Source organism: Gordonia aquimaris (assembly GCF_026262595.1).
GTDB lineage: Bacteria > Actinomycetota > Actinomycetes > Mycobacteriales > Mycobacteriaceae > Gordonia > Gordonia tangerina.
In genome coordinates this window covers 1-25,076 of the sequence record NZ_JAPKFM010000030.1, presented here as the reverse complement: position 1 = coordinate 25,076, position 25,076 = coordinate 1, and the positions used below count along the sequence as shown (strand labels likewise).

The following is a 25,076-nucleotide window of genomic DNA, read 5'->3' as shown; positions in this document are numbered from 1 at the left end:
GTGCCCGGCGTGAAGATCTCGCCGAACCCCACCGGGGGCCGACGGATCGTACCGTCGGCCATGTGGATTCCGTTCAGTTCGTGGGCCGCGACACCTCGTATGTCCCGTCATCGTCGAGGAATGTGACCGTGACGGTCTGCTCCTGCCCGCCGACCGTCGCGGTGCAGTCGAAGGAACTGCCCTCCTCGACGAGCTGACCCGACGGACACGAGACGGCAGATACGTCGCTGGCCTGATAGTCCTCGGTCAACACCTGTCGGACGCCGTCCTGGACGGCGTCCTGCGAGATCGTCTTGGGAGCCCAGCCGGGGATCACGAAAGCCGTGAACAACAGGATCGCGGCGATGAGCACCACGGCGCCAACGCCGATGAGCAGGACGGTGCGCCGGCCGTGCTTGGCGCGCGGAGTGGCCATGGCACTGAACTGATCCCCCCCGAACTGGCCGCCGGCCTGGGTCGGCTGTTCGGCGGTGGTCGGGTACCCCGCATGGCCGCCGGGCTGCACGGTTCCAGCCTGGGGTGCGCCATACTGCGGGCTCTCGTACTGGGGTGCGCCATACTGCGAGCCCCCGTACTGCGGTGCGGCATACTGCGAGCCCCCGTACTGGGGTGCGCCGTACTGCGGGCTGCCGTACTGTGGTGCGCCATACTGCGAGCCCCCGTACTGCGGACCCCCGTATTGCGGAGCGGCATACTGCGGACCCCCATACTGCGGGCCGCCGGGCTGCTCACTTCCGTACTGGGGAGCACCGTATTGACCCGGAGGTGCGGTCTGGCCGCCTGCCCCGTAGGGGGGGTATGTCCCGGGGGCTCCTGAGGCGTCCTGCGCCGGGGCGTCGTGGCCACCAGGGGTGTTCGCTGCGCCCGGTGCCGGTGCCGGTGCCGTGGGGCCGTCTGGCGCAGCCGAGGCGGTGGCGTCATCGGACACCGGACCGTGGGGGTCCGACGTCTGTAGGTCCGGTCGACTCGGATCGCTCGGCTCGCTCATGTTCGATCTCCCGCTCCGCCCGCGACAAGGGCACCGCAACGCCAGGACACCGGTCCGCCGAAGCGGGCCGCAACCGTGTTCCCGCAGCACTGTTCCCGCAGCTCACCGGATCCGCGCCGGAACGGTCCGCCCCGCTTCACGACCGCGACGTGAACGTTACCCCACTCCGGGGGCGGGATCAGTGAACTGGCCCGCCATGTGCGCGGCGTGCGACGTCGAAGACCCCGAACTCAGCCCAGCTCGGCTGCCACGACGCCGCGACGGATGCCGGCAACCGCGGCTCGCGCCGAATCGGCGAGCCGGGTGCCGGGTCCGACGCAGAGCCGGATCTGCTCCAACAGATCGACGACCTGCCGATTCCATCGCACGAAGTCTCCCGGTGACAACAGTTGGCCGCGCTCACCAGCCGCCGCCAACGATTCGGTCAGCGTGCGACCCGACGCCCACAATGAGACCGCGACAGAGAATCCGGTGTCGGGTTCGCGCGTCGCATCGACCCGATGACGTGATTCCAGCGCCGTCAGCGCCCGCCAGATGTCGACCGTGTCGGCGAGCGCACGGCGCAAAGCCGCATTGCCGGGCATCGCGTCGGCACCTGCGAAGCTCTCCCGCCGTGCCTCGAACACCATCGCGGCGACCACGGCCGCGAGTTCGTGCGGGGCCAAGCGATCCCACACCCCGGCCCGGATGCATTCGACGACCAGCAGGTCACTCTCGCTGTAGATTCTGCTGAGCAATTCGCCGGATGCGGTGACGGTCACCTGCTCGGCGCCGGACCGGTCGGATGCGATCTCGATGTAGCCGAGTTCAGCCAGCACGGCAACGATGCGGTCGAACTGCACACCGAGGGTCGAGGTCCGCTCGGTGATGACCCGTTCGGCAGACACGATCTCACGGACCACCCGGTTGCGTCGTTCGGCGAGCCGAAAGAGGTCATCGGACCCGTCGAGACGGTGCGCCGGATGTGCCCGCAGCGTCGATCGAAGCCGGCCGAGTTCGCGGTCGTCGGCAGCCGCAGCACGTTTCTTGGATCGACCGCGCGGCATCTCGATCCCGGTGGAGCGCAGCGCCGACGCCAGATCGCGGCGGCCCCGCCCCGTGCGACGGTCGACGTGTTTGGGTAGCCGCATGTTCCCCAGGACCTGGGGCGGATTGACGAAATCGCGGCTGCCGACTCGCCCACACCAGGCGTCTTGCGCAAGGACGAGCGGTTTGGGATCCACCGATTGGGCAGCCGGTTCGAGGACGACTGCGATACCTCGGTGCCGCCCGCCGTGCAGGCCGATCACATGCCCCCGTTTGAGCGCGGCGAGATCGGCGACCGTCGACTGATTGTGCGCGGCCCGCCGCTCGAACTTGAGATCTCGTTCGCGGCGTCGGATGTCCTCGCGCAGTTGCACATACCCGAGAAACCCGCCGTAGGGTTGCGCGTCCGCCGCGTCGGCCTCATCGAAATCCTCGTCGTTGCCCGAAGGGTCTTCTGCGAGTGCGCCACCGGGCTCGAGGCCGCGGTCCTCGGCGGCCCGGATCAATTCCAGATCCAGTTTGCGCAGTCGCCGCTGCGCGTCATCGACCTTGCGGGCCTGCCCCACCACCGAACGATCGGCCTGGAACTGGGCGAACGATCGGTTCAGCAGTTCACGCGATCCGGCGAGTCCCAGACGACCCAACAGGTTGACGGCCATGTTGTACTCGGGTTGGAACGAACTGCGCAACGGGAACGTCCGCGCGCCGGCGAGGCCGGCGACCTGATCCGGAACCGTTTCCGCCGTCCACACCACGACGGCATGTCCCTCGATGTCGATCCCGCGGCGACCGGCGCGCCCGGTCAGTTGGGTGAACTCGCCGGGAGTCAGGTCGACGTGCGCCTCGCCGTTGAACTTCACCAGCCGTTCGAGGACCACCGTGCGGGCCGGCATGTTGATGCCCAGCGCGAGCGTTTCGGTGGCGAAGACCATCTTGACCAAGCCGTGCACAAAGAGTTCTTCGACCGCATGCCGAAAGGTCGGAAGCAGTCCGGCGTGGTGCGCGGCGAAACCGCGCCGCAGTCCGGCACGCCATTCCTCGACGCCGAGTATCTCCTCGTCGGTGGGCGACAGTTCTTCTAGGTGACGATCGACGACGGCGTCCACCGTCTGCGCCTCATCGGGGGTCAACAGGTGAATGCCCGACCGCAGGCACTGAGTCAACGCGGCGTCGCAACCCACCCGCGAGAAGATGAACCCGATGGCCGGCAGCAGCCCTTCGCGATCGAGCCTGGACACCAGGTCCGGTCGCGACGGCCCGCGCGCACCACCGCGCCGGTGGCCGCGCGGGCCGCCACCGCGGCGGCCACCACCCCGGGACCGTCCGTCGGAGTCGTCGGCAAGCAGCATCCGATGCCGGATGTAGCGCTTCAGTTCCGGATTGACCTCCCGCCGGGCCGGCCTCTTTGCAGCCGACCGGGTGACGGACGGGTGAGCTGGCTCGAACAGGTCGAACATCCGGGTGCCAACCAGCATGTGTTGTGAGAGCGGCACCGGGCGATGTTCGTCGACGATGACCGTGGTGTCGCCGCGCACCGCCTGAATCCAGTCGCCGAACTCCTCGGCATTGCTCACGGTGGCCGACAGGCTCACCACGCGGACCGACGGATCCAGATGCAGGATCACCTCCTCCCACACCGCGCCACGGAATCGGTCGGCCAGAAAGTGCACCTCGTCCATCACGACGTAGGACAGCCCGTCCAGCGCCCGCGAGTTCGCGTAGATCATGTTCCGCACGACCTCGGTGGTCATCACCACGACCGGCGCATGCGGATTGATCGAGTTGTCGCCGGTGAGCAGGCCCACGGAGTCCGAACCGTATACCGCCACCAGATCGGCGTACTTCTGATTGGACAGCGCCTTGATGGGCGTCGTGTAAAAACACTTCGTGCCCGAGGTGAGCGCAAGATGGACGGCGAACTCGCCGACGATGGTCTTGCCGGCGCCGGTCGGGGCGCACACCAATACGCCGTGCCCGGCCTCGAGCGCCACGCATGCACGCTGCTGAAAATCGTCGAGGGCGAACGCCAACCGCCCACTGAACTCGTCGAGTCGAGTCACAGGATGTCGTCGAAGGTGTCGCGTTCACGGACGGAGGTGCGCGCCGACGGGGCCTGTGCGTTCTTCGATGCGCCGTGACCGGTCGGTGATGTGGTGGTGCGGTCGAGTCGCGACGCCATCGGCGATGGTCCGGTGGCGGGCAACGGGCTGGCCTGATCGTCGGGGATCGCCGCCCAATCGGGTGTGGAGCGTTTGCGGCGCCGGTCGTTGAACCGGGCGAATTGGATGGCCAGTTCCATCAGCACCGTCAGCGCCAACGCCAGTGCCAGCATGGTGAACGGATCCTGACCTGGCGTGACGATGGCGCAGAACACGAAGAGTGCGAAGATCAGACCACGCCGCCAGCTCTTGAGCTTCTCGTAGGTGAGGACACCGATGATGTTCAACGCCACGATCAGCAACGGCAGTTCGAAGCTGACACCGAAGATGATCAGCAAGTGCAGCATGAAGTTGAAGTACTGGTCGCCGGCCAGCGCGGTGACCTGCACGTCGTTGCCGACCGTGAGCAGGAAATGGAACGCCTTGGCGACCACCAGATAAGCGAGCACCGCACCGCCGACGAACAGCACGGCCGCGCTCGAGACGAAGCCGACCGCGTACCGCCGCTCATTCGAGTGCAGACCTGGGGTGATGAACTGCCACAGCTGGTAGAGCCAGACCGGACACGCGAACACCACTCCGGCGGTGAGCGCAACCTTGAGCCGCAGCATGAACTGGTCGAACGGCCCTGTGGCCAGCAGGCGGCACGAGTCGTCTTCGGTCAGTACTGCCCGCGACTCCGGCGGCAGATCGCAGTAGGGCCCGCGGAGCAGGTCGCCCAGCGACGGGATACCGAGGAAGCCGTGGGTGTACCAGACGAACCCGAAGATGGTTGTCACGACGATCGCAATCGCCGAGATGACCACTCGGGTCCGCAGTTCGTAGAGATGTTCGACCAACGACATCGTGCCGTCGGGATTGACCTTGCGCTTACGGCGCCTCGGGTCCAGAGAAATGCGCACGCGGGGGCCTGGCCTCAGGTCGACGACAGATGATCAGGCAGATTTCTTGACATCGTCGGTCGAGGTCCGCGCCGACGTGGGCGACGCTTCACCGGGCGGCAGTTCACGATTGGCGGACTCGCCCGCATCTGCGGAGTCCTTGCCGTCGTTCTGCATTTCCTTGACCTCGCTCTTGAAGATCCGCAGCGACTGGCCCAGTCCCCGAGCTGCGTCGGGAAGCTTCTTGGAGCCGAACAGGATCACCACGACGAGCAGGACGATCACCCAGTGCCACCAGGACAGAGCACCCATATTCTCCACCTCCGAATTCCGACGTTGCCAATGCTACCCGAGCCACCCCGACGGCAGCGCCCAGCGGGCGCCCCTAGGTATACCGTGCTCGGGCCGCGGCCGCTGAGGAGATGACCGAATCGGCGATCGCCGAGTCGGAGATCACGCGCACCCGGCCACCGAAGCCGAGTAGGAACCGGGTCAACCACTCCGGCGACCCGTACACCAGCCGGGCACGTACAGGTGCCTGCGGGTCCACCCGCGTCTCGAGCGATTCCAACGGCTCGATGAGGTAGTAGTCCAGAACCCACAGTTCGCCCGGGTCGATCTCGATCTGCACCGAGGGCAGGTCGGGATTCTCCGACAACACCGCGCGTTGGGGGTGGGCCTTCGCTTCCTCCGGAGGTGACGCCGGTTCGTCGAGCTTCTCGGCCTCGTCGACCCGGTCGAAACGGAACAGGCGCACACCCTCACTCATCCGGCACCACGCCTCGAGATAGGTGTGATTGTCCATCGTCTGCAGCCCGATCGGGTCGACGATGCGATCACTGACGCTGTCCCGGGTGGCCGAGTAGTACCGGATCCGCAGGGCCCGCCGCGCCGTCACGGCTTCCCGGATGCTCGCAAATGTCGGGTTGTCGGAGTCTGTGGATCCCGCAGGCATGCGCACCGCGGTGTCCGACGAACCGACGGCGGCCTCGATCTTGGCGATGGCGCGTCGCGCGGCCTCCTGGTCGACCGCGCCCGGCAGATCGAGAAGCGCTTGCAGCGCGACCAGCATGGTGCTGGCCTCCGCGCTCGTCAGGCGCAGCGGCCGATCCATCCCGGCGGTGAAGATCACGTCGACGAAGCCGTGCTCGAACTGCAGGTCGATCAGCTGGTGTGGGAAGTAGCCCGGCAACCCACAGACGAACAGCAACTCGAGGTCTTTGGTGAGTTGCGTCTGCGAGATACCCAGGTCGCGAGCGGCCTGATCCAGTGCGATCCCGTCGCGGGTCGCGAAGTAGGGCACCAACGCGAGCAGGCGGCTCAGTCGGTCCGGTCGTGGTGTCATCGGCTGGTCACCCCGCTCAGCTGGTCGAGCGCACCGATCACGGTGTCACGCAACTCCGGCGGCGACAGGACCACGGCGTCGGCCCCGGCGCCGAGCACCATCCGGGCCAGCGTGGTCAGCGACCGGATCTCGATGGTGACCACATCTCCCGGCTCGCCGTCGAGTGACTCGGACTCGATGCGCGTCGCGATCCGACGCAGTCCGGCGGCTCGGTCGTGGGCCAGCCAGATGCGCGCGGTGCCGGTGTCGGCGCCCGCCGCGGAGTCGACGGCGGTCGCCACGATCTGCTGGATGTCGGTTCCGTCCGGAACCACGACCTCCCCGTGCGTCCCCGTCGGTGTCACCTCCGAGATCCGGGACAGCCGAAAGGTACGGGTGTCCTGCCGGTCACGGTCGTGGCCGGTGACATACCACCGCCCGCGATGGGTGACGATGCCCCACGGTTCCAGCGTGCGGCGGGTCGTCGATGCCGCAGCGCCGGGACGGTAATCGAAGGTGACCGCCGTGGCAGCGTCGATCGCGGCGAGCAACGCTGCCAGTGCGGCCTCCGACCCGACCGTCTTGGGCGAGAGACTGGCGGAAACCACCAGTTCATCGTCTGCGCGGACATCGAGCCCGGCGGCGCGCAGCTTGAGGACCGCGTTCTGCGCGGTCGCAGCGATCTCCGGGGCCTCCCACAGCGCCGCCGCCATCGCCACCACCGCTGCCTCGGCGCGGTCGAGTTCGATGTCGGGCAATTCGTAGACGTCGCGGTTGATGCGATAGCCCTCGGCGTTGCCCGACATCCGGTCCCGGCCGGTGATCAGCGGTATCCCGAGATCCCGGAGCTGGTTCTTGTCCCGCTCGAACATCCGGTTGAACGCCTCGTCGGACTGGCCATCGTCGTTGTAACCGGCGACATGTCGGCGGATGTAGTCGGCGGTCAGGAACTGGCGTGTCGACAGCAGGCAGATCACCAGATTGAGCAGGCGCTCGACTTTCTGCGTTGCCACCCCGCCAGCTTACGATCACATGGACGCGATCAGCCGATCGACTCGCTCATCGACACTGCGGAATGGGTCCTTGCACAGGACGGTGCGCTGTGCCTGGTCGTTGAGTTTCAGATGGACCCAGTCCACGGTGAAATCCCGCCCGGCCTTCTGCGCCGCGGAGATGAAGTCGCCGCGCAGTTTGGCACGGGTGGTCTGAGGCGGTTCGTTGACCGCGGTCTTGATCGCCTCGTCGGTGGTCGCGCGCGCGATCAGGCCTTTGCGCAGCATCACGTCGAACACGCCCCGACCACGCTTGATGTCGTGGAAGGCCAGATCGAGTTGGGCGATCTTCGGGTCCGAGAGATCCATCGAGTAGCGGTCCTGGTACCGCTGGAACAGCTTGCGTTTGATCACCCAGTCGACCTCGGTGTCCACCGTGGAGAAGTCGCCGCTCTCCACCGCGTCGAGCATCCGCCCCCACAGGTCGACGACTTGATCCATCTCCGGGTCCGGGCGACGGTTGGCCATGTGTTCGACCGCACGCGCGTGGTACTCGCGCTGGATGTCCAAGGCGCTGGCCTGTCGGCCACCGGCCAGTCGCACGGGCCGACGCCCGGTCGGATCGTGGCTGACCTCGCGGATGGCGCGGATCGGGTTGTCGAGGGCGAAGTCACGAAACACCACGCCGGCCTCGATCATCTCCAGCACCAGCGCCGCCGAGCCGACCTTGAGCAGGGTCGTCATCTCCGACATGTTGGAGTCGCCGACGATGACGTGCAGACGCCGATACTTCTCGGCATCGGCATGCGGTTCGTCGCGCGTGTTGATGATGGGCCGCGAGCGGGTGGTCGCCGACGACACTCCTTCCCAGATGTGCTCGGCACGCTGCGACAGGCAGAACGTGGCCGCCTTGGGGGTCTGCAGGACCTTTCCGGCGCCGCAGATCAGCTGCCGGGTCACCAGGAACGGCAGCAAGACGTCGGAGATCCGGGAGAACTCGCCAGCGCGCACCACCAGATAGTTCTCGTGGCAGCCATAGGAATTGCCCGCCGAATCGGTGTTGTTCTTGAACAGGTAGATGTCACCGCCGATCCCCTCATCGGCGAGCCGCTGCTCGGCGTCGACGAGCAGATCCTCGAGGACGAGTTCCCCGGCTCGATCATGGTTGATCAGCTGGATGAGACTGTCACACTCGGCGGTCGCGTACTCGGGATGCGAACCGACATCGAGGTAGAGCCGCGCGCCGTTCTGCAGGAAGACGTTGGACGATCGACCCCACGAGACGACCCGCCGAAACAGATACCGGGCGACCTCGTCCGGGCTCAGTCGGCGATGGCCATGGAAGGTACACGTGACACCGAATTCGGTCTCGATACCCATGATTCGACGCTGCACAGGTCAACCCTACCCGCGAACAACGCCACAGACCCGGCGACGCGACGGGTGCTCGCGTGGCCGGGTCTGCGGTGATGTGCCGGTATTCGACTCAGGTATCCGGATTCGACGATGTGTCACCATCGGCAGCGGACGTGCCGTCTGACCCCGAGCCATCCGATTCGTTCGACGGTGACGCTGATGTCGTGGCGGACGGCATCAGCTCGGCCACGGCCGCTGCGCTGAGTCGGCGGAATGCGCGGCGGGGCCGATTGCGATCGAGAATCGCGACCTCGAGGTCGGTGGCGGCGAGTTCGCGCGGAGTCGACGGTGCCGACGTGGACGATCCGGTCGAGGATCCATTGGTGGCCGGTGGGGTCGTCAGTGCAGCCACCGCCAGCGCGAGCGCCGCCGGCAGGTCCAGATCGGGTGCGTAACTCTCGCGCAGTGCGGCCGTGATCGCCTCGTTCGCACCGCCCATCACCAGAAAACGCGTCTCGTCGGCGATGGACCCGTCGTAGGAGATGCGATACAGCTGTGACGGCCGCGGCTTGCCGTACTTGGCCACCTCCGCCACGCACAGTTCGACCTCATAGGGCTTGGCCTGTTCGGTGAACACCGAGCCGAGTGCGTTGGCATAGGTGTTGGCCAACGACAGTGCCGTGACATCGGCGCGGTCGTAGCTGTATCCGCGCATGTCGGCGAGCTGGATGCCGGCCTTGCGCAGGCTCTCGAACTCGTTGTACTTGCCGACTGCGGCGAAACCGATCCGATCGTAGATCTCGCTGGTCTTGCGCAGAGTGTTCGACGGATTCTCGGCCACGAACAGCACGCCGTCGGCATAGGTCAGGGCGATGACGCTGCGGCCCCGGGCGATGCCTTTACGCGCCAGCTCCGACCGATCGCGCATGATCTGTTCGGCACTGGCGTAATACGGGAACGTCATCGCGAGCCCCCTTCATGCTCTGCGGCACGCCGTTCGATGATGACGCGGGCCGCCGCCTCGATCTCGGCGGTGTCCACCTCTCGCGCGCCCTCGGCGGTCACGACGACTGCCATCGGGAAGATCTTGCGCACCAGGTCCGGACCACCGGTGGCCGAGTCGTCGTCGGCGGCGTCGTATAGCGACTCGATGGCGATCGCCAGCGCCGAACCGGTGTCGAGGTCGGGCCGGTAGAGCTTCTTCAGCGACGACTTCGCGAATACCGATCCAGAGCCGATGGCCTGATAGCCTCCGAACTCCTCGTGCCGGTCACCGGCGACGTCGAAGGAGAAGATCCGGCCACGCTCGGTGGGGTCGTCGTGGTCGATGTCGTACCCCACCAACAGCGGAATGGCGGCCAGGCCCTGCATCGCGGCGCCGAGGTTGCCCCGCACCATCGATGCCAGCCGACTGACCTTTCCGTCCAGGGTCAGCGGGACGCCCTCGATCTTCTCGTAGTGTTCGAGTTCGACCGCGAACAACCGCACCATCTCGATCGCGATTCCCGCGGTGCCCGCGATACCGCACGCCGAGTACTCGTCGGTGATGTAGACCTTCTTCACATCGCGGGTGGCGATGAGGTTGCCCGCGGTGGCACGACGATCGCCGGCGAGCACCACGCCGCCGGGATAGGACACCGCGACGATGGTTGTGCCGTGCGGGATCTCATCTGTGGCGTGCGCGCTCATACCGTCCCACCGATGCTGCGGCAACTGCTCGGGCGCATGGTTGCGCAGGTAGTCGGTGAACGACGAGATGTCGGCACCCAACGACGATGTGGTGGCCGGGATGGGTCGTGCGGGTGAGTTGTGGGTGTGCAGTGAACCGAACCGATCGCTCACTGGCCGCCCTTCTGTACGTAGGCACGTACGAAGTCCTCGGCGTTCTCCTCGAGCACGTCGTCGATCTCGTCGAGCAGGTCGTCGGTGTCCTCGGCGAGCTTCTCGCGGCGTTCCTGACCGGCGCTGCCGTCCGAGCCGACGTCACCGTCGTCGCCGCCGCCATCACGCCTGGTCTGTTCCTGCGCCATCTGCTGCCTCCTTCATCTCGCCGGACACACAAACTGCGAATCCGGCCCGATCCACCCTGACGGGCGCCGATCCGGCTATGGGTCACCGGATCTGAAAAACCGCGTATTTCACACACTACCGGTGTGCGAGCCGCCGCGGGTGGAAGCGACCGGCCGCGCTGCGGGCAGTCGCTGGGCCCGGTCAGGTGGTGGTCAACTGATCGACGAGTTCGGCCGCCGAGTCCACCGAGTCGAGCAACCTGCCGACGTGTGCCCGGCTGCCGCGCAACGGTTCGAGGGTGGGAATACGCACCAGCGAGTCGCCGCCCAGATCGAAGATGACCGAATCCCAGCTCGCCGCGGCGACGTCGGCACCGAAGCGGCGCAGACACTCGCCGCGAAAATAGGCACGGGTGTTCTGCGGTGGTTCGCTGATGGCGCGGGTGACATCGCTCTCGTCCACCAACCGCTTCATCGATCCGCGCGCGACGAGCCGGTTGTAGAGGCCCTTGTCGAGCCGCACGTCGGAGTACTGCAGGTCGATCAGGTGCAGACGTGGCGCGGACCACCCGAGGCCTTCACGCTGCCGGAAGCCCTCCAGCAACCGCAGCTTGGCGGGCCAGTCCAGGATGTCGGCACATTCCATCGGGTCGCGCTCGAGCCGATCGAGGACGTCGGCCCAGGTCTCCAACACGTGGGCGGCCCGGGTGTCGTCGCTGTGCTCGGACTCGTGGAACTTCATACAACGCTCGAGGTACTCGCGCTGCAGGGCAAGCGCGGTGAGCTCTCGGCCGTCGGTGAGTGCGACGGTCGCGGCGAGGCTCGGGTCGTGGGAGATGGTGTGCACCGCCTGTACCGGCCGCGCGAGTTCGATGTCGGAGAAGTCGACGCCGGCCTCGATGAGGTCGAGGACGAGTGCGGTGGTTCCCACCTTCAGGTAGGTCGCGGTCTCTGCGAGGTTCGCATCACCGATGATGACGTGCAGCCGACGGTAGCGTTCGGGATCGGCGTGCGGTTCGTCGCGGGTGTTGATGATCCCGCGCTTGAGGGTGGTCTCCAGGCCGACCTCGACCTCGATGTAGTCCGACCGTTGCGACAACTGATAGCCCGCCTCATCGCCGGATTGTCCGATGCCGACGCGGCCGGCTCCGCAGATGATCTGCCGGGAGGCGAAGAATGTCGTCAGTCCGGCGATGACGGCGGTGAACGGCGTCTCCCGGTTCATCAGATAATTCTCGTGGGTCCCGTAGGATGCGCCCTTGCCGTCGATGTTGTTCTTGTAGAGCTGTAGGCGTGGCGCACCCGGCACACTCGCCACATGGCGTGCGGCCGCCTCCATGACCCGCTCACCGGCCTTGTCCCAGATCACCGCATCCATCGGATCGGTCACCTCTGGTGCCGAGTACTCCGGGTGAGCGTGGTCGACGTAGAGCCGTGCGCCGTTGGTGAGGATCATGTTCGCCGCGCCGATCTCGTCGGCGTCGATGATCGGCGCCGGTCCGCTGCCGCGACCGAGGTCGAACCCGCGGGCATCACGCAGCGGCGACTCCACCTCGTAATCCCATCGGGTGCGCTTGGCGCGGGGCACGCCCGCGGCCGCGGCATAGGCCAGCACGGCCTGGGTGGACGTCATGATCGGGTTCGCGGTCGGGTCCCCGGGCGCGGAGATCCCGTACTCGACCTCGGTGCCGATGATTCGCTGCATGCTACGAGCCTAGATGTTCATCTGTGAGCGGTCGCAGCGTCGTCCTGCTCTGGGTAGCGTCTACTGGGGTGAAAGCCTTCCGCCGGTTCACCGTTCGGGTGCCGCTGCCCACCGAACTCACCCACCTCACCGTGCTGGCGCACAATCTGCGCTGGGTGTGGCATGCACCCACCCAGGATCTGTTCGCCACCATCGACCCAGCATTGTGGGACGCCACCGGCGACCCGCTGCGACTACTCGCAGATGTCGAGCCGGAGCGATTCGCCGCGCTCGCCGCCGACCCCGCCTTCCGGGAACGCCTGACCGCCGTCCGCAACGATCTCGAGAGCTATCTGGCCGGGTCGCGATGGTTCGGCGACACCACCGACGAACTGGGCTCGGCGCACCTGGCCGCGACCGGGATCGCCTACTTCTCGATGGAGTTCGGCATCTCCGAGGTACTACCGATCTACTCCGGCGGCCTCGGCATCCTCGCCGGCGATCACCTCAAAGCAGCCTCGGACCTGGGTTTACCGCTGACCGGGGTCGGTCTGTTCTATCGCTCCGGGTACTTCCACCAGAGTCTGTCCCATGACGGCTGGCAGGTCGAACGGTATCCGGTCAACGATCCGACCTCACTGCCATTGGAGCTGCTCACCGATGCCGGTGAGACCGTGATAGTGACGATCTCAATGCCGGGTGGCCGGCAGTTGTCCGCCCGGATCTGGGTCGCCACCGTGGGCCGGATCCCGCTGCTGTTGCTCGACTCCGACCTACCGGACAACGACGAGGAACTGCGCGGCATCACCGACCGCCTCTACGGTGGCGATCAGGACCATCGGATCAAGCAGGAGATCCTGCTCGGCATCGGTGGTGTTCGGGCCGTGCGGGAGTATGTCCGCGTCACCGGTCGGGCCGAGCCGGCCGTGTTCCACATGAACGAGGGCCATGCGGGCTTTTTGGGTGTGGAGCGCATCCGCGAAATGGTCGGCCGCCCCGGGACCGAAGCGCTGGACTTCGACACCGCCGAGGCGGTGGTGCGGGCGTCGAACGTCTTCACCACCCACACCCCGGTGCCCGCCGGAATCGACCGCTTCCCACGCGACATGGTGCGCTACTACCTCGATGCCGACGACGCGGGGATGTCGCGGCTGCTGCCCGGCCTGCCGGTCGCCACCGTCCTCGATCTGGGCGACGAGGCCGACCCCGGTGTGTTCAACATGGCGCACATGGGTTTTCGACTCGGCCAACGCAGCAATGGTGTGTCTCGGTTGCACGGTGCGGTCAGTCGCGAGATGTTCGCCGACCTGTGGCCGGGATTCGACGCGGACGAGGTGCCGATCGGCTCGGTCACCAACGGTGTGCACGGACCGACCTGGACGGCGCGGACATGGCTCGATCTGGCGGTCGACGACGAGGCCGGGCAGGCCGCGGCCATCGCGGCGATGTCGCCCGAGAACATCTGGCAGGTGCGATCGGAGTTGCGCACGCGTCTGGTCGAGGAGGTCCGACGCCGCGCCCACGACAGCGCCCGAGGCCGCGGATTCACCGAGGCCGAACTCGGGTGGACGGCCGAACTCTTCGACACCGACGCACTCACGATCGGTTTCGCTCGGCGCGCGGCCACCTACAAACGCCTGACGCTGATGTTGCGTGATCCCGAGCGTATGCGCCGCATCCTGACCGATCCGCAGCGTCCGGTCCAGCTCGTCATCGCGGGAAAGGCACACCCGGCCGACGACGGCGGCAAGGCACTGATCCAGCAGGTCGTGCGGTTCACCGAGGATCCCGAATTGCGCACGCACATCGTTTTCCTGCCGGACTACGACATTTCGATGGCCCGCGACATCTACGCCGGTTGCGACGTGTGGCTCAACAATCCGGTGCGTCCGATGGAGGCGTGCGGAACATCCGGCATGAAATCGGCGATGAACGGCGGGTTGAACCTGTCGATCCTCGACGGCTGGTGGGATGAGATGGCCGACGGGGAGAACGGCTGGGCGATTCCGTCGGCCGAGGGTGTTGCCGACGATCACCGTCGCGACGACCTGGAGGCCGAGGCCCTCTACACACTGCTCGAGGCGACGGTCATCCCGCTGTTCTACAACCGCTCGGCGAGTGGGGTGCCCGAACGATGGGTCCAGATGGTGCGTCACACGCTCACCCGGCTGGGCCCGCAGGTGCAGGCCGGACGGATGGTCCGGGACTACACCGCCGCACTCTATGTGCCGGCCGCCGACCAACTCGCATCCATCTGCGCCGATGACTTCGCACCGGCCCGCGATCTCGCCGAATATCGCCACCAACTCGAGCGCTCGTGGCCTGCGGTGCAGATCGCCGGCATCGACGAATCCGGTGCGGGGGACTCGCTCGACGCCGACGGCCCGCAACGGGTCAACCTCACCTTCACCGCACACGTCGCGCTGGGCGAGTTGAGTCCGCAGCGGGTGTGTGTGCAGGCACTGGTCGGACGGGTCGACGGCAACGGCGAGATCATCGACCCCGAGGTGGTGGAGATGTCACCGACATCGGAGACCGATCCCTCCGGCCGGACGCTGTTCCGGGCCACCGTGGTGCCCACGCGTTCTGGTCGCCACGGCTATACCGCACGGGTTCTCCCGCGCCACCCGCAGCTTTCCGACGATGCCGAACTTGGGTTGGTGCGCTATCCCGTGGGCACGGCCGAGGACGTGGGTCCGGGGAGCGGCTCCGGCTCGCTGCCCGAGCCTGCTTGACCCGCCTACGGACCTCAGAGGTCGGGGCGGTCACACCAGTGGTGCGACCGCCCCGATTTCTGAGGAGCCCGTGACCTACAGGTACTGCCCGGTGTTGGTCTCGGTGTCGATGGCGCGGCTGGCACCCGCGCTCTTGCCGGTGACCAGGGTACGGATGTAGACGATCCGCTCCCCCTTCTTGCCCGAGATCCGTGCCCAATCGTCGGGGTTGGTGGTGTTCGGCAGATCCTCGTTCTCGGCGAACTCGTCGAGGATCGAATCGAACAGGTGCTGCACCCGTAGACCCGGCGCACCGGTGTCGAGCTGCGACTTGATCGCGTACTTCTTGGACCGGTCGACGACATTCTGGATCATCGCACCGGAGTTGAAGTCCTTGAAGTACATGATCTCCTTGTCGCCGTTGGCGTAGGTGACCTCCAAGAACCGATTGTCGTCGCTTTCGGCGTACATCCGCTCGACGACCTTCTCGATCATCGCGTTGACGCATGCCGTCCGGTCGCCGCCGAACTCGTTGAGGTCGTCAGCGTGCACCGGCAATTGCTCGGTGAGGTACTTCGAGAAGATGTCCATCGCCGATTCCGCGTCGGGACGTTCGATCTTGATCTTCACGTCGAGACGGCCCGGACGCAGGATGGCCGGGTCGATCATGTCCTCACGGTTGGACGCACCGATCACGATGACGTTCTCGAGTCCCTCGACGCCGTCGATCTCGCTGAGCAGCTGCGGGACGACGGTTGTCTCCACGTCGGACGACACGCCCGAACCGCGGGTACGGAAAATCGAGTCCATCTCGTCGAAGAACACGATCACCGGGGTGCCCTCAGACGCCTTCTCCCGCGCACGCTGGAAGATCAGGCGGATGTGTCGCTCGGTCTCACCGACGAACTTGTTGAGCAGCTCGGGGCCCTTGATGTTGAGGAAGTAGGACTTTGCCTCCTTGGCGTCGTCGCCGCGCACCTGTGCGATCTTTTTTGCCAGCGAGTTGGCCACCGCCTTGGCGATGAGCGTCTTGCCGCATCCGGGCGGACCGTAGAGCAGGACACCCTTGGGAGGACGCAGCGCGTAGTCGCGGAACAGGTCCTTGTGTAGGAACGGGAGCTCCACGGCGTCGCGGATCTGCTCGATTTGACGGCCAAGGCCGCCGATGTCCTCGTAGCCGACGTCGGGCACCTCTTCGAGCACGAGGTCCTCGACCTCAGCCTTGGGTACCCGTTCGAAGGCGAACCCGGCCTTGGTGTCGATGAGCAGAGAATCACCGGGTCGCAACGTGCGTTTCTTGCCGTCCTCGCCGTCGACCTCGCCGAGGAGGGGTTCGGCCAGCCATACCACTCGTTCTTCGTCGGCATGTCCGACCACGAGCGCGCGGCGGCCGTCGCCGAGGACCTCGCGCAGCGTGCTGATCTCGCCGACGGAGTCGAACTCGCAGGCCTCGACGATCGTCAAGGCCTCGTTGAGACGAAGAGTCTGACCCTTGTGCAGGGTCTCGACCTCGATGTTCGGCGAACACGTCAGGCGCATCTTGCGGCCGGAGGTGAACACGTCGACGGTACTGTCGGGATAGATCTCGAGGAGTACGCCGTACCCGCTCGGCGGCTGGCCGAGCCGGTCTACCTCTTCGCGCAGCGCGACCAACTGCTGGCGCGCCTCCTTGAGCGTGTCGAGCAGTTTCGCATTCCGGGTGGTCAGGTTATCGACCCGCTCCTGGAGTTCGGTCACATCAGCAGGGCGGCCGGTGCCGGGGCGTGCGCCGCCGCGCAGCGATTCCGGACGGGCCAGAGGGGCCGTGTAGGCAGGGACGAAGTTATCCTCGGGCATCTGGCCGGTGCCGTCCTGTTCGGGTCCGTGGTCTCGCGCACCCGAGAACCCGAGGTGGTCGGCGCCGCTGGCGCCCTGGCGGTCAGATTCGGTCATTGCTGACTCCTCTCCCCGGCAAACACTTCTCTCATGGTGTCTTCATGGAGTGTTTGCGCCGTAACCCCACGCTACCGGTGTGAACCGGAAATCGCCCTGCACCGCGCAACACTCGGTGTTGACGACGTGTTAAATCTACGTCTTCGCAACGTATTCGCGACGTTTCGCCGAGTCTTCCGGCAGGGTCGGATCAGCGGCGAGATGTCGTCATCCGCGCGTGGGACGACGTTGTGGACGCAGGGTCGTGACGCCGTCGGCGAGGCGGCGCGTGGTGATCAGAAATGCCGTGTGGCCCTGCATTTTGTGTTCCGGCCGCACGGCGAGACCCACTGCGCTCCAGTCCCGGACCATCGATTCCCAGGCTCGCGGCTCGGTCCAACACTCCTGGTCACGCAGTGCTTCCATCACGCGGGACAACTGTGTGACAGTCGCCACATAAATCACCACGACCCCGCCTGGTTTTATCGCCCGACGCACCACGTCCAGGGGTTCCCAGGGCGCCAGCATGTCGAGGATCACGCGGTCGAATCGCTGGTCGGGGGCCACTGCATCGGCGTCCAACGTGGCCAGGTCGTCGATCACGATCTCCCAGTTGCCGGGCCGGCCACCGAAGAAGGTCTCGACATTGCGGATCGCGTGTTCGGCGTGGTCTGCGCGTATCTCGTAGGACGTGACCGTGCCCCGATCTCCGACCGCTCTCAGCAGCGAGCACGTCAGCGCACCGGAGCCGGCGCCTGCTTCGAGGACGCGGGCGCCCGGGAAGATGTCGCCTTCGGTGACGATCTGAGCGGCGTCCTTCGGATAGATGACCTGCGCCCCTCGCGGCATCGACAGCACGTAGTCCACCAGCAGCGGCCGCAGCGCCAGATACTGCGTGCCGCTGGTGGCTGCGACGATGCTGCCCTCGGGCGCTCCGATCAGATCGTCGTGGGCGATGGCTCCCCGATGGGTGTGGAAGAGCTTGCCCTCCTCCAGGTGAACGGTGAACTTGCGACCTTTGGCGTCGGTCAATTGCACGCGGTCACCCACGGCGAAGGGGCCGGTCGTCGGCATCGGGCTGGAGTCCTTCCGGCTGGTCGCACGGGTGTCGTTTCGCGAACCTGTCACTGTCGCGACCTACCCTGCCAAATGTGAGTATGACGATGGACGCTGGGTCGCCTCAGCAGACCGGCGACGACACCGCAACACCCGGGTCGAGCGTGGTGCGCCGACCGTTGGCGTTGTCCCCATCACGCGCTGCCGACTTCAAGCAGTGTCCGCTGTTGTACCGATATCGCGCCATCGACCGGTTCCCGGAGACCCCCACCCCAGCTCAGACCCGCGGCACGGTGGTGCACGCCGCGCTCGAGAACCTCTTCGACATGCCGGCTGAGCTGCGCACCCAAGAGTCGGCGGATCTGCTGGTCGAAGGCGCCTGGGCGGCGTTGTGTGAGGCCGATCCCCTGCTGGCGGAGATCATCGGTGAAAGCGGCACCGACCGATTCGTCGCCGATGCGCAGAAGTTGATCGCGACCTATTACACGATGGAGAATCCGACCGCCTTCGAGGCGGACGCCTGCGAGGAGCACGTCGAGATCACCGCCGACGACGTGGCGATGCGGGGTTTCATCGATCGGATCGATGTCGCGCCGACCGGCGAGATACGGGTGGTCGACTACAAGACCGGCCGATCCCCTGGCGAGGCCTATGAGGCCAAGGCGCTGTTTCAGATGAAGTTCTACGCGCTGGCCGTGCTGCGTATCCGCGGCGTGGTCCCGGCGCGGTTGCAGCTGATGTACCTGTCCGATGGTCAACAGCTCAGCTACACACCCGACCGCGAAGAATTGGAACGTTTCGCCCGCACGCTCAAGGCCATCTGGACGGCAATCCGCGCCGCGGTCGCCACCGGCGACTTCCGCCCGCACCGCTCCCGGCAGTGTCGCATGTGCGAGCACCAGCACCGCTGTCCGGAGTTCGGCGGGGAGATCCCCCCGTATCCGGGGCCGCCGCCGGGCTTCACCGGATGACCAGCTGAGGTCACGCAGCCCGACCCCCGACCGCGTCGGTTATGACGGTAGGCATACTGTGATTGTCGTGGAGTCCTGCTACTACGTGCCGATCGATCCGCCGGCCTCTGCCGGCAACACCGGCCACGAATACTTCCAACCCACCGAGGCCACCCAGAGCGTGTGGGCGTCGACGATGCAACACGGCGGGCCACCGTCGGGTCTGATGATGCGCTCCCTGCTGCGCTGCGATGCCCAGCCGGGCCAGCAGTTCACCCGCGTCACCACCGAGATCCTCGGGCCGATCGGACTGGGTGTGAATCGGATCCGCGCGGAGGTGATCCGGCCCGGCCGCCAGATCAGCCTGGTCGGCACCGATCTCGAGGTGCAGCAGGCTGATGGCTCGTTTCGCCTCGCGGCTCGATCGGTGGGCTGGCGGCTGCGCACCGCAGACACCGCCGACATCGCCGAAGCCCCCGAGGCGTTGACGCCGACCCCCGACGACCTGACCCCGGTGCATGGCGTCACCGAGAATTCTGATCTCGGAGTGGACTGGGGCACAATTGGTTTCATTGGCTCGATCGAGTCGGCGACGGCACCGGGCCGCACCGGCGACACCCCGGCGGTGTGGGTCCGGCCGGCGATCGCTCTGGTGGGTGGCGAGGAGATCTCCGACCTCGAATCGATGTTCACCGTCATCGACATCGCCAACGGTCTGGGCACCCGGCTACGCACCGATCAGTGGACGTGGATGAACACCGACACCACCGTCCACCTCACCCGCATCCCGTCGGGCCCGTGGGTCGGCATCGACGCCGACATGGTGCAGGGGCCCGACGGCTTCGGCGCGACGTTCGGTGACCTCCACGACCGCCACGGCTTCATCGGCCGATCGGCTCAGACCGTCCTGCTGAATCGGATGGCCTGAGGCGCGGTGCCGGACCGTCAAAACCGGCAGGACCGGATGTCGGTGGCGAGGATCGCCTTGGCACCGAGTTCGGACAGTTCGTCCATCAGGCTCTGGTGGATCTTACGCGGCACCATGGCCCGTACCGCGACCCAATCGGGGTCCGCCATCGGCGCGACGGTCGGTGATTCCAGGCCAGGTGTCAGTTTCGATGCCTCGGCAAGCAGTGTCCGCGGGCAGTCGTAGTCGATCATCACGTACTGCTGGCCGAACACCACGCCCTGCACGCGGGCGACGAACTGCCGCGCGGCCTTGGTCTGCGTGATCCCGGCCTGTGAGATCAGTACGGCCTCCGAGTCGCACAGCGACTCGCCAAAGGCAGCCAGCCCGTGCGCACGCAGCGTCCGCCCGGAACCCACCACGTCGGCGATCGCATCCGCGACACCGAGCTGGATGGAGATCTCGACGGCGCCGTCGAGGCGGATGATGGTGGCCTCGACCCCGCGACCGGCGAGATCATCTGCCACGAGATTTGGGTACGACGTGGCGATGCGCTTGCCCGCCAACGACTCGACCGACCAGCTCTCCGCCGCGGGGGCTGCGTAACGGAAGGTCGATGAGCCGAAGCCCATCGAGAGTTGTTCGTCGACCGACGCCCCCGAGTCCCGCGCCAGGTCGCGGCCGGTGATGCCCAGATCGAGCGTGCCGGCGCCGACGTAGATGGCGATGTCTTTCGGGCGCAGGAAGAAGAACTCGACGTCGTTGTTGTTGTCGAGGACTGTGAGGTCCTTGGCGTCAGTACGTTTCCGGTAGCCGGCCTCGGCGAGGACGGCGGCCGCAGACTCGGAGAGTGCCCCCTTGTTGGGCACGGCCACACGCAGCATGTCGGGTTCCTTCTGGATTAGGTGGGGGTCTGTGGTCGAGGTGTCGATCTGTGTCTGACGATGTCGGTGTCCGGGGCGCCCGGTCACAGATGTCGGTACACGTCGGCCGGCGTCAGACCCCGCTTGATCATCATCACCTGCAGCCAGTAGACGAGCTGAGAAATCTCCTCGGCGAGCGACTCGTCGGATTCGTGTTCGGCGGCGAGCCAGACCTCGCCGGCCTCCTCGATGATCTTCTTGCCCAGTGTGTGAACTCCGGAGTCGAGGGCGGCGACCGTCCCGCTACCGGGGGGACGAGTCTGTGCCTTGTCGCTCAGCTCGGCGAACAGCTCCTCGAAAGTCTTCACGGTCCCTCATCTTTGCATGTCACGCCCGGCTGGAAGATGGCCGGGGTGTTGCCCGGTCCATGCATCGACGACGTCGGCGATCGTCAGGCCGACCAGCGAGCGCCGAAAGCTGCGCAGACTGCCCTGAGGCACCCGGGCCGCCGACGGGATCACCAGGGTCGGGCAGCCCGCTGCGGTCGCCGCCGCGGTTCCCGCGGGCGAATCCTCGACGGCCAGACACTGGTCGGGCCGCAGGCCCACGAGTGACGCCGCGCGTAGGTACGGGTCGGGATGGGGCTTGCCGAGGGCCACTTCGTCGCCACACACGGTCGCGACGAAGCGCGTGGCGTCGAGTGTCTCGAGTGCCACATCGGTCAGCTCCCGCACCGTGTTGGTGACCAACACCATGGGCAGGCCCGCCGATCGGACCAGCTCGAGGGCGGCGTCGGCGCCCGGACGCCACGGCAACCCCTTGTCGAACATCGCGGCGACGTGGTCGAGCAACCACCGTTCATCGCCGGCACGGTCCTGTTCGGCGGCGGGGATTCTCGCTGCGGCGTACACTTTGCTCAGCGCATCGGGAAGTGCGTTGCCCAGGGTGGACTCGCGTAGCGCCGGGCTCATCGTGATCCCGTGCCGTAGCGCGAGGTCGGCCATGGCCACGTCCCACAGCGGTTCGGAGTCGAGGAGCGTCCCGTCCATGTCCCAGAGCACGGCGGCCGGGCCGGACAGGGACGAAGCAGAGAAGGTTGAGCCACCCGCGGCAGGGGTCGATGCTGAGGTCGTCGGTCGGTCGGTCACGTCAGCATCATCGCATTGCGTAAGCCTTCATTCGCGACAGCCGTAGGCACGTTCTATTCGATCGCGAGCATCGGGAACCCGAGAGCGAGCAGCATCAATGCCAGCAGGAACCATGCGGCACCGTGCCAGATAGGCCAGGTGCCGCCGCCGCGGTACACGCGATAGGCGATGACGAGCGCGGCGAGTCCGCCGAGCCCGAGCACCGCCGGCCCAACGACCGCCCACACCAGGTTGTCTCGTCCCGTGCTCATGAATGCCACGACGCCCATCGCGGCCACCCCGACGACACCGACCACGTACAGCGCGGCCCGACGGAGCGCGCTCGGGTCGTCCCAACGCTTCTCGACGTCGCGCCGTTGCCGACTCTGATCGACTTCCGTTCCGCGATCACGGGCCGGCTCCATCGGCGTTGCAGAGGGATCTTCGGTCATGCAGTTGGGGTACCCGCACAACCCCACCCGAAACCGCATGCCGGCGCCCGGGGCATCGGCTCGCTCATGTTTTGGCGAACAGACATGTGGCAACCCGGCAACCAGGACAACGCGATCGAAGGAGATACGCATGCACACCGACCTGTTCCGGGAGCTGCCGACCGATTCGGGGCCGTTCGTCTCTGTCTATGTGGATGACTCGCACAATACCGAGAATGCCACGCACAGTATGGAATTGCGGTGGCGCAGCCTTCGCGAGCAGCTGGAATCAGACGGCGCCCCGACAGCTGCATTGGACCACATTCAGACCGCCCTGTTGGACGGCGAGCGTCCGGTTGGCGTCAGTGGTCGCGGGTTGGTGGCCACCGCGGAGCGGGTAGTCCTGGACCAGCAGCTCATCCGTCCGCCTACCGCATCTGTCGCGCGGTACTCGACATTGCCCTTTCTGGTTCCGCTGGTGACCCATGCCCGCGACGTCGGCTCTCATATGATCGCTGTGGTTGATCACCGCGGCGCCGACATCCAGATTGTCCACGGCGATGATGTCGCCTACTCCGAAACCGTCGCCGGCGAGGGCCATCCGGTGCACAAGGCAACCGGCGCAGAAACCCCAGGATACGGTGACCCGCAGCCACGCGCCGAAGAGCAGGCACGCCAGAATATCCGTGACGTCGTCGACCGGCTCACCTCCCTTGTCGATCGAGAACGACCGGACGTGCTCTTCGTGGTCGGTGAATCGCGGTCGGTCAGCGATCTGACCGCGCAATTGCCGCAACGCATCGAGGACGTCGTGGTCAATCTCGGCCTCGGAGCGCGCGGTAGCGTTGCCGACAGCGAGATCTCCGGCGCCGTCGACGCAGAGTGGTTGCGACGGCACAACCGAGTCCTCGCCGAAGTCACCGATCGCTTTCGCGCCGAACAGGGGCGGTCCTCGGGTCTGGCAGTCGAGGGCCTGACAGCCGTGTGCGGTGCGCTACGCGCCGGCGAGGTTCAGACTCTGCTGATCGGCGACATCGACGATGCCACGGTGGTCGTCGGAGAGGACCTGATGATGGTGGCGCCCTCACCCGAGAACCTGTCCGAGCTGGGTGCCCCTCCGAACGACGTGGTACGAGCGGATGAAGCACTGCCGATGGTCGCGGTGTGCACCCATTCGGACCTGGTCAGTCTGGATGAACGCCTTGCGCCGAAGGACGGGATTGCGGCTCTTCTGCGGTACGCCCCGCGCACGTCGGCAGGCGGTTGAGATCCGAGAATGTAGGTCCATCAGCGCGCGAAGGCGCGCTCGGTGGTGTCATCGGCGGGATAGAACAGCTCGATCGTCATCTCCTCGAGCGTGATGTCTCGGGGTGAACCGAACGTGGTCAGCGTCGTGAAGAAAGACAACACGTTCTCACCAGACCGGATCGCGAATGGCACCAGCAGGCCCGGATCCCGCTCCGCGGTGCGTGGGCTACGCCGTTCCAGGTCGTCCACGGTCGGGTAACCGGTCACCTCACGCTCAAGGTCGACCAGACGCGGATCGCCGGTGATGCTGACGAGCCGGCGCAGCGTCGTCAGCAGGTACGAGGCCCAGATGTCGAAGTCGACGGTGATCTTCGCGAACCCGTCTGGGTGCAGCGACGCCCGGAAGAGGTTGAACGGCGGACCGGTGAGATGGGGCGGCAACATCGCGGCCAGCGACCGCGCAGATTCGTTGGCCAGCACAACATTCCAAGCACGGTCAAGTGCCAGCCCAGGAAACGGATTGTGCGCGTCGAGAACCCGCTGCACCGATGTCCGTACCCGATCCATCGACGCGGCATCGAGCGATTGTTCAGAATATCTCGGCGCGTGACCAGCGGCGAGGAGGAGCGCATTGCGCTCGCGCAACGGAATGTCCAGACGCACCGACAATGCCTCGATGAGGTTCGGGCTGGGTATCGACTTGCCTGTCTCGACGAAACTCAGGTGTTTGGGTGACACACCCACCTCGTAGGCGAGGTCGAGTTGACTCATCGATCGCTGTGATCGCCACTGGCGCAACATGGTGCCGACATCCGCCGTCATGGGCCCATGATAAATGGCCGACCCGATGAGATCGACGACGCGCGGCAAGCCGCTACCGGAGATCGGCGTTAGAACGGTGGTGGGCCGGCGTCGGTGACGCGTTTGCGGTTGCGGGCGCGTTCGGCGCGTCTGCGGGCGTGTTTGTTCGTCACCCGTGTGTTGACGCGGGTGCTGCGTTCGATCGTGCTGCCGGTGCGCGGGGGTGGGGCCTGGGCGGGTGCGGTGAACCGGATCCTGCGCAGTCCGGGGAACAAGTCTTCCTGGGTTTCGGCTTCGCCGGGCAACACCAGGCCTTCGGGGGTGATGTATTCGGTGACCACCCGCCCGTCATCGTCGCGCCATTGATCATCGACCCAATCGCCGAAGGTCTTCAGCAAGTGTCCGGGACGACATTTCGCGTTCAACCCCACCTCAGTGGTCTGCCCACCTCTGTGCGGACACGCGTGGTCGTACTCATCGACATAGTCGAGATCCCCACGCCACGCCGAGGTCAGACATCCCGGTTCGGTGCAATAGCCATCGCGCAGCCGGATGAAGGTATCCAACGCCGCCGACGGCGATACGGATCCGACGGCAGATGCGCCGGCAACGTGAACGTGCCATCGGGTTCCGGTTGCGTGTTCGGCGG

The 25,076-nt window shown here is 66.3% G+C and carries 22 protein-coding genes and 1 pseudogene; 4 read left to right on the top strand and 19 right to left on the bottom strand.

Annotation, left to right across the window (positions count from 1 at the left end):
* Positions 1 to 73: 73 nt before the first annotated feature.
* From OSB52_RS21435 to dop, 11 genes are all read right to left on the bottom strand, one after another.
* On the bottom strand, positions 74 to 988 hold the full coding sequence (locus OSB52_RS21435) for a DUF4333 domain-containing protein (RefSeq protein WP_235724806.1): 915 nt from the start codon (positions 986 to 988) through the stop codon (positions 74 to 76).
* Positions 989 to 1,218: 230 nt separating this feature from the next.
* The gene (locus OSB52_RS21430) at positions 1,219 to 4,074 is read right to left on the bottom strand and encodes a DEAD/DEAH box helicase (RefSeq protein WP_266063444.1); all 2,856 of its coding nucleotides are present in this window, start codon (positions 4,072 to 4,074) and stop codon (positions 1,219 to 1,221) included.
* Positions 4,071 to 5,075 (bottom strand): twin-arginine translocase subunit TatC, encoded by a 1,005-nt coding sequence (gene tatC, locus OSB52_RS21425; RefSeq protein WP_235724808.1) that lies wholly within the window; start codon positions 5,073 to 5,075, stop codon positions 4,071 to 4,073. The genes OSB52_RS21430 and tatC overlap by 4 nt, the downstream gene beginning before the upstream one ends.
* Positions 5,076 to 5,108: 33 nt before the next feature.
* Positions 5,109 to 5,366: a Sec-independent protein translocase subunit TatA gene (gene tatA, locus OSB52_RS21420; RefSeq protein WP_266063443.1), complete on the bottom strand. Its 258-nt coding sequence runs from the start codon at positions 5,364 to 5,366 to the stop codon at positions 5,109 to 5,111.
* Between the two features lie 73 nt (positions 5,367 to 5,439).
* Complete coding sequence (locus tag OSB52_RS21415) at positions 5,440 to 6,399, bottom strand: helix-turn-helix transcriptional regulator (RefSeq protein ID WP_235724811.1); 960 nt, start codon at positions 6,397 to 6,399, stop codon at positions 5,440 to 5,442.
* Positions 6,396 to 7,391: a helix-turn-helix transcriptional regulator gene (locus OSB52_RS21410; RefSeq protein ID WP_266063442.1), complete on the bottom strand. Its 996-nt coding sequence runs from the start codon at positions 7,389 to 7,391 to the stop codon at positions 6,396 to 6,398. The genes OSB52_RS21415 and OSB52_RS21410 overlap by 4 nt, the downstream gene beginning before the upstream one ends.
* A gap of 15 nt (positions 7,392 to 7,406) precedes the next feature.
* On the bottom strand, positions 7,407 to 8,765 hold the full coding sequence (pafA, locus tag OSB52_RS21405; RefSeq protein WP_235724813.1) for a Pup--protein ligase: 1,359 nt from the start codon (positions 8,763 to 8,765) through the stop codon (positions 7,407 to 7,409).
* A gap of 91 nt (positions 8,766 to 8,856) precedes the next feature.
* A complete protein-coding gene (prcA, locus tag OSB52_RS21400; RefSeq protein ID WP_266063441.1) occupies positions 8,857 to 9,690 on the bottom strand; it encodes a proteasome subunit alpha in 834 nt (277 codons plus the stop codon).
* The gene (gene prcB / locus OSB52_RS21395) at positions 9,687 to 10,568 is read right to left on the bottom strand and encodes a proteasome subunit beta (protein ID WP_235724817.1); all 882 of its coding nucleotides are present in this window, start codon (positions 10,566 to 10,568) and stop codon (positions 9,687 to 9,689) included. Before prcB ends, prcA begins: the two co-directional genes overlap by 4 nt.
* Positions 10,565 to 10,756, bottom strand: coding sequence for a ubiquitin-like protein Pup (locus OSB52_RS21390; RefSeq protein ID WP_235724819.1), 192 nt, complete (start codon positions 10,754 to 10,756; stop codon positions 10,565 to 10,567). The genes prcB and OSB52_RS21390 overlap by 4 nt, the downstream gene beginning before the upstream one ends.
* 181 nt (positions 10,757 to 10,937) lie before the next feature.
* On the bottom strand, positions 10,938 to 12,440 hold the full coding sequence (gene dop, locus OSB52_RS21385; protein WP_235724820.1) for a depupylase/deamidase Dop: 1,503 nt from the start codon (positions 12,438 to 12,440) through the stop codon (positions 10,938 to 10,940).
* Positions 12,441 to 12,508: 68 nt separating this feature from the next.
* On the opposite strand from dop, the gene glgP reads away from it, so the two are divergent.
* Positions 12,509 to 15,154: an alpha-glucan family phosphorylase gene (glgP, locus tag OSB52_RS21380; RefSeq protein ID WP_266063440.1), complete on the top strand. Its 2,646-nt coding sequence runs from the start codon at positions 12,509 to 12,511 to the stop codon at positions 15,152 to 15,154.
* A gap of 75 nt (positions 15,155 to 15,229) precedes the next feature.
* On the opposite strand, the gene arc is transcribed toward glgP, so the two are convergent.
* Together arc and OSB52_RS21370 are read right to left on the bottom strand one after the other, a co-directional pair.
* On the bottom strand, positions 15,230 to 16,969 hold the full coding sequence (gene arc / locus OSB52_RS21375; protein ID WP_372475167.1) for a proteasome ATPase: 1,740 nt from the start codon (positions 16,967 to 16,969) through the stop codon (positions 15,230 to 15,232).
* Between the two features lie 303 nt (positions 16,970 to 17,272).
* Complete coding sequence (locus OSB52_RS21370) at positions 17,273 to 18,118, bottom strand: tRNA (adenine-N1)-methyltransferase (protein ID WP_235724825.1); 846 nt, start codon at positions 18,116 to 18,118, stop codon at positions 17,273 to 17,275.
* Positions 18,119 to 18,207: 89 nt separating this feature from the next.
* On the opposite strand from OSB52_RS21370, the gene OSB52_RS21365 reads away from it, so the two are divergent.
* On the top strand, positions 18,208 to 19,071 hold the full coding sequence (locus OSB52_RS21365) for a RecB family exonuclease (RefSeq protein WP_235724884.1): 864 nt from the start codon (positions 18,208 to 18,210) through the stop codon (positions 19,069 to 19,071).
* Positions 19,072 to 19,138: 67 nt separating this feature from the next.
* Positions 19,139 to 19,978: a thioesterase family protein gene (locus OSB52_RS21360; protein ID WP_235724826.1), complete on the top strand. Its 840-nt coding sequence runs from the start codon at positions 19,139 to 19,141 to the stop codon at positions 19,976 to 19,978.
* A 17-nt stretch (positions 19,979 to 19,995) separates the two neighbouring features.
* Here OSB52_RS21360 and hisG read toward each other — a convergent pair whose 3' ends face one another.
* From hisG to OSB52_RS21340, 4 genes are all read right to left on the bottom strand, one after another.
* A complete protein-coding gene (gene hisG / locus OSB52_RS21355) occupies positions 19,996 to 20,841 on the bottom strand; it encodes an ATP phosphoribosyltransferase (RefSeq protein ID WP_266063439.1) in 846 nt (281 codons plus the stop codon).
* An 83-nt stretch (positions 20,842 to 20,924) separates the two neighbouring features.
* Complete coding sequence (locus OSB52_RS21350; protein WP_235724829.1) at positions 20,925 to 21,188, bottom strand: phosphoribosyl-ATP diphosphatase; 264 nt, start codon at positions 21,186 to 21,188, stop codon at positions 20,925 to 20,927.
* 6 nt (positions 21,189 to 21,194) lie between these two features.
* On the bottom strand, positions 21,195 to 21,899 hold the full coding sequence (locus OSB52_RS21345; RefSeq protein WP_266063461.1) for an HAD family hydrolase: 705 nt from the start codon (positions 21,897 to 21,899) through the stop codon (positions 21,195 to 21,197).
* A gap of 122 nt (positions 21,900 to 22,021) precedes the next feature.
* A complete protein-coding gene (locus OSB52_RS21340; protein WP_235724830.1) occupies positions 22,022 to 22,399 on the bottom strand; it encodes a hypothetical protein in 378 nt (125 codons plus the stop codon).
* Positions 22,400 to 22,529: 130 nt separating this feature from the next.
* Here OSB52_RS21340 and OSB52_RS21335 point away from each other — a divergent pair, with 130 nt between their 5' ends.
* A complete protein-coding gene (locus OSB52_RS21335) occupies positions 22,530 to 23,645 on the top strand; it encodes an Rv2629 family ribosome hibernation factor (RefSeq protein ID WP_266063438.1) in 1,116 nt (371 codons plus the stop codon).
* A 20-nt stretch (positions 23,646 to 23,665) separates the two neighbouring features.
* On the opposite strand, the gene OSB52_RS21330 is transcribed toward OSB52_RS21335, so the two are convergent.
* Both OSB52_RS21330 and OSB52_RS21325 read right to left on the bottom strand, forming a co-directional pair.
* Positions 23,666 to 24,448: a helix-turn-helix transcriptional regulator gene (locus OSB52_RS21330; protein ID WP_266063437.1), complete on the bottom strand. Its 783-nt coding sequence runs from the start codon at positions 24,446 to 24,448 to the stop codon at positions 23,666 to 23,668.
* Positions 24,449 to 24,516: 68 nt separating this feature from the next.
* Positions 24,517 to 25,076: pseudogene (locus OSB52_RS21325) on the bottom strand (HNH endonuclease); the annotation flags it as partial.